The 6,674-nt window shown below is 62.1% G+C and carries 7 protein-coding genes; 1 reads left to right on the top strand and 6 read right to left on the bottom strand.

Annotated elements, in window-relative coordinates; genetic code table 11:
* Positions 1-25 precede the first annotated feature (25 nt).
* Entirely contained in the window at positions 26-2,092 is a 2,067-nt protein-coding gene (locus IP92_RS27885) for a TonB-dependent receptor family protein (RefSeq protein WP_145881572.1), read from the top strand.
* Here the strand turns inward: IP92_RS27885 and IP92_RS27890 are convergent.
* From IP92_RS27890 to IP92_RS27915, 6 genes are all read right to left on the bottom strand, one after another.
* A complete protein-coding gene (locus IP92_RS27890) occupies positions 2,089-2,427 on the bottom strand; it encodes a YkgJ family cysteine cluster protein (protein WP_145881574.1) in 339 nt (112 codons plus the stop codon). The two genes, IP92_RS27885 and IP92_RS27890, sit on opposite strands and share 4 nt — an antisense overlap.
* Before the next feature lie 46 nt (positions 2,428-2,473).
* The gene (locus IP92_RS27895; RefSeq protein WP_145881576.1) at positions 2,474-3,364 is read right to left on the bottom strand and encodes an NmrA family NAD(P)-binding protein; all 891 of its coding nucleotides are present in this window, start codon (positions 3,362-3,364) and stop codon (positions 2,474-2,476) included.
* Between the two features lie 476 nt (positions 3,365-3,840).
* Positions 3,841-4,413: an imm11 family protein gene (locus tag IP92_RS27900; RefSeq protein ID WP_145881578.1), complete on the bottom strand. Its 573-nt coding sequence runs from the start codon at positions 4,411-4,413 to the stop codon at positions 3,841-3,843.
* 5 nt (positions 4,414-4,418) lie between these two features.
* Positions 4,419-5,057 (bottom strand): hypothetical protein, encoded by a 639-nt coding sequence (locus tag IP92_RS27905; protein ID WP_145881581.1) that lies wholly within the window; start codon positions 5,055-5,057, stop codon positions 4,419-4,421.
* 315 nt (positions 5,058-5,372) lie between these two features.
* Complete coding sequence (locus tag IP92_RS27910) at positions 5,373-5,999, bottom strand: hypothetical protein (protein WP_145881583.1); 627 nt, start codon at positions 5,997-5,999, stop codon at positions 5,373-5,375.
* Positions 5,996-6,674 (bottom strand): RHS repeat-associated core domain-containing protein (locus IP92_RS27915; protein ID WP_199750457.1); only part of this gene is annotated, 679 nt, incomplete at its 5' end. The genes IP92_RS27915 and IP92_RS27910, both read right to left, overlap by 4 nt.

Genomic DNA, 6,674 nt, shown 5'->3' on the forward strand with positions numbered 1-6,674 from the left:
TTTCGCAATCTTTGAAGAGTCGTCGATGTCCGCCACCACCCACCTCTTTCGCCTGACCCGCTGCGCCGCCGCCGTCTGCGCGGCGCTGGCCGTTACCCCCGCGCTGGCCCAGCAGCAGGGCGAACTGGAAACCGTCACCGTCACCGGCAACTGGCTGGGCTCCGGCCTGCAGAACAGCGTCAAGAACTTCGCCGGCGCCCGCACCGTCGTGCAGAAGGAAGACATCGAGGACACCGGCGCGGCCACGATCGGCGACGTGATGCGCCGCATCCCCGGCGTGCAAAGCACCGACAACTCCGGCAGCGCGGGCAGCGCGATCTCGCTGAACATCGGCGTGCGCGGCCTGACGGGCCGTTACTCGCCCCGCTCGACGGTGCTGCTGGATGGCGTGCCGCTGGCGGTGGCCCCGTACGGCCAGCCGCACCTGTCGTTCGCACCGGTCAGCCTGAACAACATCGAATCGATCGACGTCGTGCGCGGCGGCGGCGCGGTGCGCTACGGCCCGCAGAACGTGGGCGGCATCATCAACTTCACGACCCGCGCGATTCCGGAAACGCCGGGCATCAGCGGCGACGCATCGGTGCGCTACAACGACTTCGCCGAAGGTGGCCACAACGCGCAGTACAGCGCCTTCCTCGCCGCGCAGCTGGACAACGGCTTCGGCATCGCGCTGCTGTACTCGGGCATGGACGGCACCGAATGGCGCGCCGGCAGCGACGAGAAGGTCAACGACTTCGCGCTGAAGTTCCGCTGGCTGCTCGGCAAGAACGCCCAGGTCTACGGCAAGCTGTCGTATTACGACGTGACGTCGAAGACGCCGGGCGGCCTGACGGTGGCGCAGTACAACGCCAACCCGTTCCAGAACACCCGCCCCACCGACTACTGGGACGGCGACCGCAAGGGCATCGACCTGGGCTACCTGAACACGCTGTCGGCCACCCAGGAATTCGAGACGAAGGTCTACTACAATGAAAGCTCGCGCAGCAGCTCGCTGATCAACGCGGCGCGCACGTCGATCACGAACCAGCCCCGCAACTACCAGGTGCTGGGCATCGAGCCGCGCTACACGCAGCGCCTGACGTGGGGTGCGACGACGCACGACGTGACGGCAGGCTACCGCTACCTGCGCGAGCGGGGTGACGACAACACGTACAGCGTGGCGGTTGCCACCGGCGTGCAGGGCGCCCTCACGACGTTCGACAACGCGACCGATGCGCATGCCGTCTACGTGGACGATCGCATCGCCTACGGCCAGTGGCGCGTGACGCCGGGCGTGCGCTTCGAGAAGATCGACTCCGAACGCACGGAACGTTCCGGCAACAGGCAGTTCGACACGTCGAACGACAAGGCGCTGCCGTCGCTGAACGTGGCGTATCTCGCCACGCCGGCGCTGACGGTGTTCAGCAACTACGGCACCTCGTTCGGCCCCGTGCAGAACACGCAGCTCAATTCGCAGACGGCGGCCAACCCGCTCAAGCCCGAGCTGGCGAAGACGGTCGAACTGGGCGCGCGCTGGAAGGCCAACGGCCTGACTGCCGAAGGCACGCTGTACCGCCTGCGCTTCGACAACCAGATCCTGCAAGTCCCCGGCAGCAACCCGGCCGTGTTCCGCAACATCGGCGCCACGAAGCACGAAGGCATCGAGACGGCCGTCGACTACCGCTTCGGCGGCGCGCTGCAGGGGCTCGACGTGTACGCGAACTGGAACTACACGAAAGCGATCCAGGAGTCCGGCACGACGGCGGGGCTGGACGTGCCGTTCTATTCGCGCCGCACGGCCACGATTGGTACGCGCTATGCGCTCGGCGCGTTCTCGGCCGGCCTTTCCGCCACCGCGCAGAGCAGCCAGTTCTCCGATGCCGAAAACACCGTGCAGGAGACGGCGAACGGCGGCACCGGCCGCATCCCCGGCTTCGGCACCGTCAACGCGCAAGTCGGCTGGAAGCTGGCCGGCAAGCCCGGCGTGCAACTGCTGGCGGGCCTGAACAACCTGGCCGACAAGCGCTACTACACGCGCAACGTGGACGGCAACGCCGGCCGCATGGTCGGCGCGCCGCGCACGGCCTACGTGCAGGCGCGCGTCACGTTCTAGGCGGCCGCCTCTTCCAGCAGCGGCGCAAGCCCGTACACGATACGGGCCTTGTCGCATTCGGGCGTGTAGGCCGAGAACTCGCGGCACGTCGTCGAGCGCTGCGGATAGATCGTGCACGCGACATGCCTGCCCACCGCGCCGTCCAGCGCCGCACAGCGCGACGGCCGCGCCTCGGTGCCGCGCATGGCGATCATATGCGGCGTGATGGGAATGGTGAGGCGATGCGGCACGGTGCCGCCGGGATGGGCATCGCTTTCGCCCCAGTAGAAGGACACGCGGTAATGCGCGCAGCAGGCACCGCAGGTCTGGCAAACGCTTGACGTCGAGTCGGGCATCGTTCAGGCAGTCGTTGATTGCTTGACCTCCGATGATAGCAGGACGCTAACGGTTTTTGGAGGCCTCCTTTGCCTCCTGCCACCGCTGAACGGCAGCGCGGATATATGCCTCCAGGGTGGTGGCCCCGCGCACCGGATCGGCAGGCCACCGGTCGCTTTCATCGAGCACGGTGCCGGTCATGCACGTGTACGTGATGGCCGCGCGTTCCGAAAAGCCCATCTGCCGGAACGCCGCCGTCCACTGCTCGCGCGGGACCACGTCGACCTTGACGCGCTTGCCCAGCGCCTCGGCCATGGCCGCCGCCACTTCGCCCGCCGTGTAGCGCCGCGGCCCCTCCACATAGCGGATCGCCGGCTCGTCGTCAGCATCGATCAGCCGCCGCGCGGCCGCCTCGCCCAGGTCTTCCGGCGCCACCATCGGCAGCGCATAGTCGGCCGGGAAAAAGCTGGGCAGCTTGCCGGACGCGGCGACCGCGTCGAGCATGCCCGTCCAGTTGCTCATGTAATAGGCCGCGCGGTTCACGGCCACGCGGCCGAGCCGCGCGCGTAGCGCTTCCTCGAACTCGAACAGCACGGTAAGGTCGCCGCACGGCGTGCCGGGCCGCGCGCCATACGTGGATGCCGCGACCACCTTGCGCAATCCCGAGCCTTCCACGGCCGCGGCGATCGCTGCCGCGTTGGCGCGCTCCACCGCATCGGTATCGGTCGAAGGTTCGGCCGGGGGATTGAGCAGGAACGCGCTGGTGCCGGAGCGCAGGATGTCGCGCAGCGCGGGGACGTCGTGGATGTCCGCCACGGCGACCTGCGCGCCTTCCGCAGCCAGATCGGCCGCGTGTTCGCGATGATGGGTAACGATGGTCACGGGTTCGCCGCGCCGGAGCAGCGAGCGTGCCGTTGCCGAGCCGACGTGGCCGGTGCCGCCAACGATGATGTGCATGGCGTTGCCTCCTTTCGGGTGAAAGATGAGGGCAGGTTACGGCTTCGTGGTGACAGGTTTTGTCAGGAGTGGCAATCGTACGCGGGCTTACCAGTCGCCGCGCCACCGCGCGCAGTAGGCGCTTGGGCGATCGAGGCCGGATGCTGTGCCGATGCTGTACAGCTCCTCGATGATCGCTCCCCTTTCGATAGTGCCGATGTCGCCCGCGAAGCGATTGATGAAGTCGTAGGCTTCGGTGAGCGCGGCGAGCCGTTTGCACCGGCAACACATATCCTATGCCGATGCCCCCTGCGATGAGGTCCTGCTCACATGCTCCGAAAGTGATGTGAACCGGACGCCCTTCATCCGATGGGGAGTGCCGGCGCGCGGAACTGTTCGGAGCAGATCATCTGCGCGATCTCCACGCAGGGAGCAGCACGATGCTGTGATAGTTGGTGCCGATGGCAAGGCGGGCCATGATCCGTGGCGCCGACTACTCACTGCGGTAATCGTTCCAGCCCCATGCGCAACCCCTTAGCTCTGCACAGGCTCACGAACTGCTCGGATACCACGACCAGGAACGGGTGAGCGCGGTCGCGCGCGATGTGGAAGGGCATGTCGAAACGTTTGCGATAGACGATCTTGTCGATGATGTTGCCCGCGCCGGCAAGCGGCCGTGAAGTCGAGCGGGACTCGTCAACCAGGTCGCAGTAGATTTTCACTTTGCATAACCAGAAGCGCATCTCGACGCCATGCACGTCCGTCTTCAAAGGGTGAAATTCGACCTCGTCAGGCGCCGCTATCAGCAATGCACTTTTCGCCCGTTCGGTAAAGATGGGGATCGGATTGTTCGCCTTCAGGTAGTCCCACCTGCCGATCTCGTTCTTCGACAGGTATTCACCCGCTCTCCCGACAGCAGTTGTGTATTGAAGAAATTTCCCGGGAATGCTGTCGGTGACGAAATAGTCGTAGAGACGGGAGCTGCCATCCCGCAGGACGATCGGGTCTTCCTCGACACTGGAAGGCTTGAACAGCGAGTACAGATTGGTTTTGTAGCCGTCGTTGGACATAGTCGTCAGTGAAACTGTGCGTCAGGCAAGGGCACCCCCAAAGGGGGCATACCGATAAGACTCATCCAGTGGCACATAGGCAACACCGAGCAGATGTTGGCCGGCTGCTTTGACGCCTCCGTACAAACCAGCTCGAAGATCTCCGGGCAAAAGAACAGCGATGGGGTCGGAATTTGCCGGGGCACGAAGCGATTGATCTCGGCATAGATCGGCACATCCGGATAGATGGTGTTGTACAGCACCTCGCCAGTTTCCAGGTCTGGTTCCTCCTCGCAGTCCGACAAGGTGCGGTCCAGCAACGCAATACTAGCACCGGCAAGAAAGAAGAAATATCGTTTCGCTGTTTCCCTGCCGTCGGCCAGCTCCATTTTGGCCGGAATCGCACGATAGGGCACCCCCACGCGATCACAAACTTGGAGAAACTCCGCTGAGACGCATGGCTGGTCGCCTTTCCCCATGTCGTACGCGATATCCTCGATCTCAGGATCGGTCACGCGCAGCACGTATTCCTTCGTCACGATGACCGCCGCCGGGTCGGGCATGAAGGTCGGCCACTCGGTGACTCCATGGTTCAACTCCTGGGCGACGAAGGTCGGACAGCCGGGATGCTGGTCGGTGTATTGCAGGATATAGAATTCATTCATGTCGCCTCGCCCTTTAGCCAAAGAAGAAGTGCATGAAGTTCGCAGATTTCGCCTCGCGAAGGGCGTTCGCTGCGGCTATGCGCACGTCGTGCAGGAAAGCTGAAAGAGGATTGAGATCGTCGTCTTCCGTTTCGTAGTGGTACCTCTTCGTGGTTGGGCTGACCTGCTATAGGGGCGGGTGACAGCCCATCTAATATTCATGTGCAAGGAATCAGGCTACACTCAGCTCGACACCCGTCTTCCTTTTCGGCGCACGAAGCATTGAGTTCAGTTCGTATCATGAGGCAATTTATCATAGTGCTTGAATTTTTTTTCTTACCAGTCAGCCCAAGGATCATAGATGTAGCTATCGTCCAAAGGTGTAAATTTCAACCCGCGTAGACCTCGGCCGGACGCAGTGTGAAGAAAATCAGCAGTACAGACAAGGGAGAAAACTTCCGCGCATAGGAACAAGTGCGGCAATGCGATGTCTTTGGCAACAAACTTGGTTATCTTGCTATACACCGGAGTGTTCGGGACGAGCACACTCATCATCGTCTCGCCAGTTTCGACAACACGCTCTACTTCGGCAATTGATTTGTCAGCATCGAGCAGAGCAACGATATCGCCAGGGAGAAAAATGGAATAATCCTTTTCGGGTTTACTACCATCCGGAAGGCGCAGATCGAGGGGAATCGCTCGGAAGGTAACGTCGTGCTCCTTACAGACGTCGAGGAAAGCGGTCGATACGTACTTTGTATTTGTACCATACATGTCGAAGTCGATGCGGTCTATTTCGCCATCGGTTATCTTTGCCGAGTACGTATTGTTTATTGGCACAGACATTGGATTGGGTTCATAGGCGCTCCACTCCCATTGTGGAGGTGTCATTTCTAGCGCTAGGTGATGAGGACAGCCTAAGCCGTCCGCTTCGTACTGCAAGATGTACAGATCTTTTCTCATAGCAACCTTCCTGTATTGGGGTCAACCCGAAATCGGCCAGATTCGAGTGCCTCCCTCGCAAACTGTTGAATCTCGCGCATGCCCAACGCGAGCTGTGTATCTGACAGTGTCGGGCTTAACTGCAGCAACCTGTCACGTTTCGTCGTGATTCGGGCGGTATAAAGGGGGTGGCTGGACCAATGTCCCGGCAGTCCTATCTGTTTCGCAAGTTGTTCGCTACCAGGAAGGAATATCCCGTTTGACGCGCCATCGCCGTTGAATCCAATCGCTTTTAATCGATTGAACATTGGCGCATATGCGGCATCTTTTAACAGCTCGTCAGGGATCAAATGGTGATTCGCCATCCCATCCCCGCTCCGCGCCCCCATGTTCTTGCCCAGCGTAGTAGAGCACCACCCCAGCGGATCAGCCCGTCCGGTTGGATTCGCCGCATACCCATACAGGTTCGCGCCGCCCAGCAGTCCGATCGGATCCTGCCCCACATACCGCCCCACATCCGGATCGTAATACCGGAACGTGTTGTAATGCAGCCCCGTCTCCTCATCCGCGTACTGCCCCGGATAGCGGATCGGTTGTTCGATGCGCGGCACGAGTGCCGCGTCCTCGCCTCGCTCGACCTTGCCCCATGCCGAGTACTTCCCGGCCCAGCTAATCTCGCCCGCTTCGTCCGTCACT

The sequence above is a fragment of the Pseudoduganella flava genome (assembly GCF_007830495.1).
Classification (GTDB): domain Bacteria; phylum Pseudomonadota; class Gammaproteobacteria; order Burkholderiales; family Burkholderiaceae_D; genus Rugamonas; species Rugamonas flava.

Excerpts from the sequence above, each read along its gene's own strand:
- IP92_RS27885 (WP_145881572.1), top strand. The coding sequence starts at position 26 with ATGTCCGCCACCACCCACCTCTTTCGCCTGACCCGCTGCGCCGCCGCC.
- IP92_RS27890 (WP_145881574.1), bottom strand. The coding sequence starts at position 2,427 with ATGCCCGACTCGACGTCAAGCGTTTGCCAGACCTGCGGTGCCTGCTGC.
- IP92_RS27895 (WP_145881576.1), bottom strand. The coding sequence starts at position 3,364 with ATGCACATCATCGTTGGCGGCACCGGCCACGTCGGCTCGGCAACGGCA.
- IP92_RS27900 (WP_145881578.1), bottom strand. The coding sequence starts at position 4,413 with ATGTCCAACGACGGCTACAAAACCAATCTGTACTCGCTGTTCAAGCCT.
- IP92_RS27905 (WP_145881581.1), bottom strand. The coding sequence starts at position 5,057 with ATGAATGAATTCTATATCCTGCAATACACCGACCAGCATCCCGGCTGT.
- IP92_RS27910 (WP_145881583.1), bottom strand. The coding sequence starts at position 5,999 with ATGAGAAAAGATCTGTACATCTTGCAGTACGAAGCGGACGGCTTAGGC.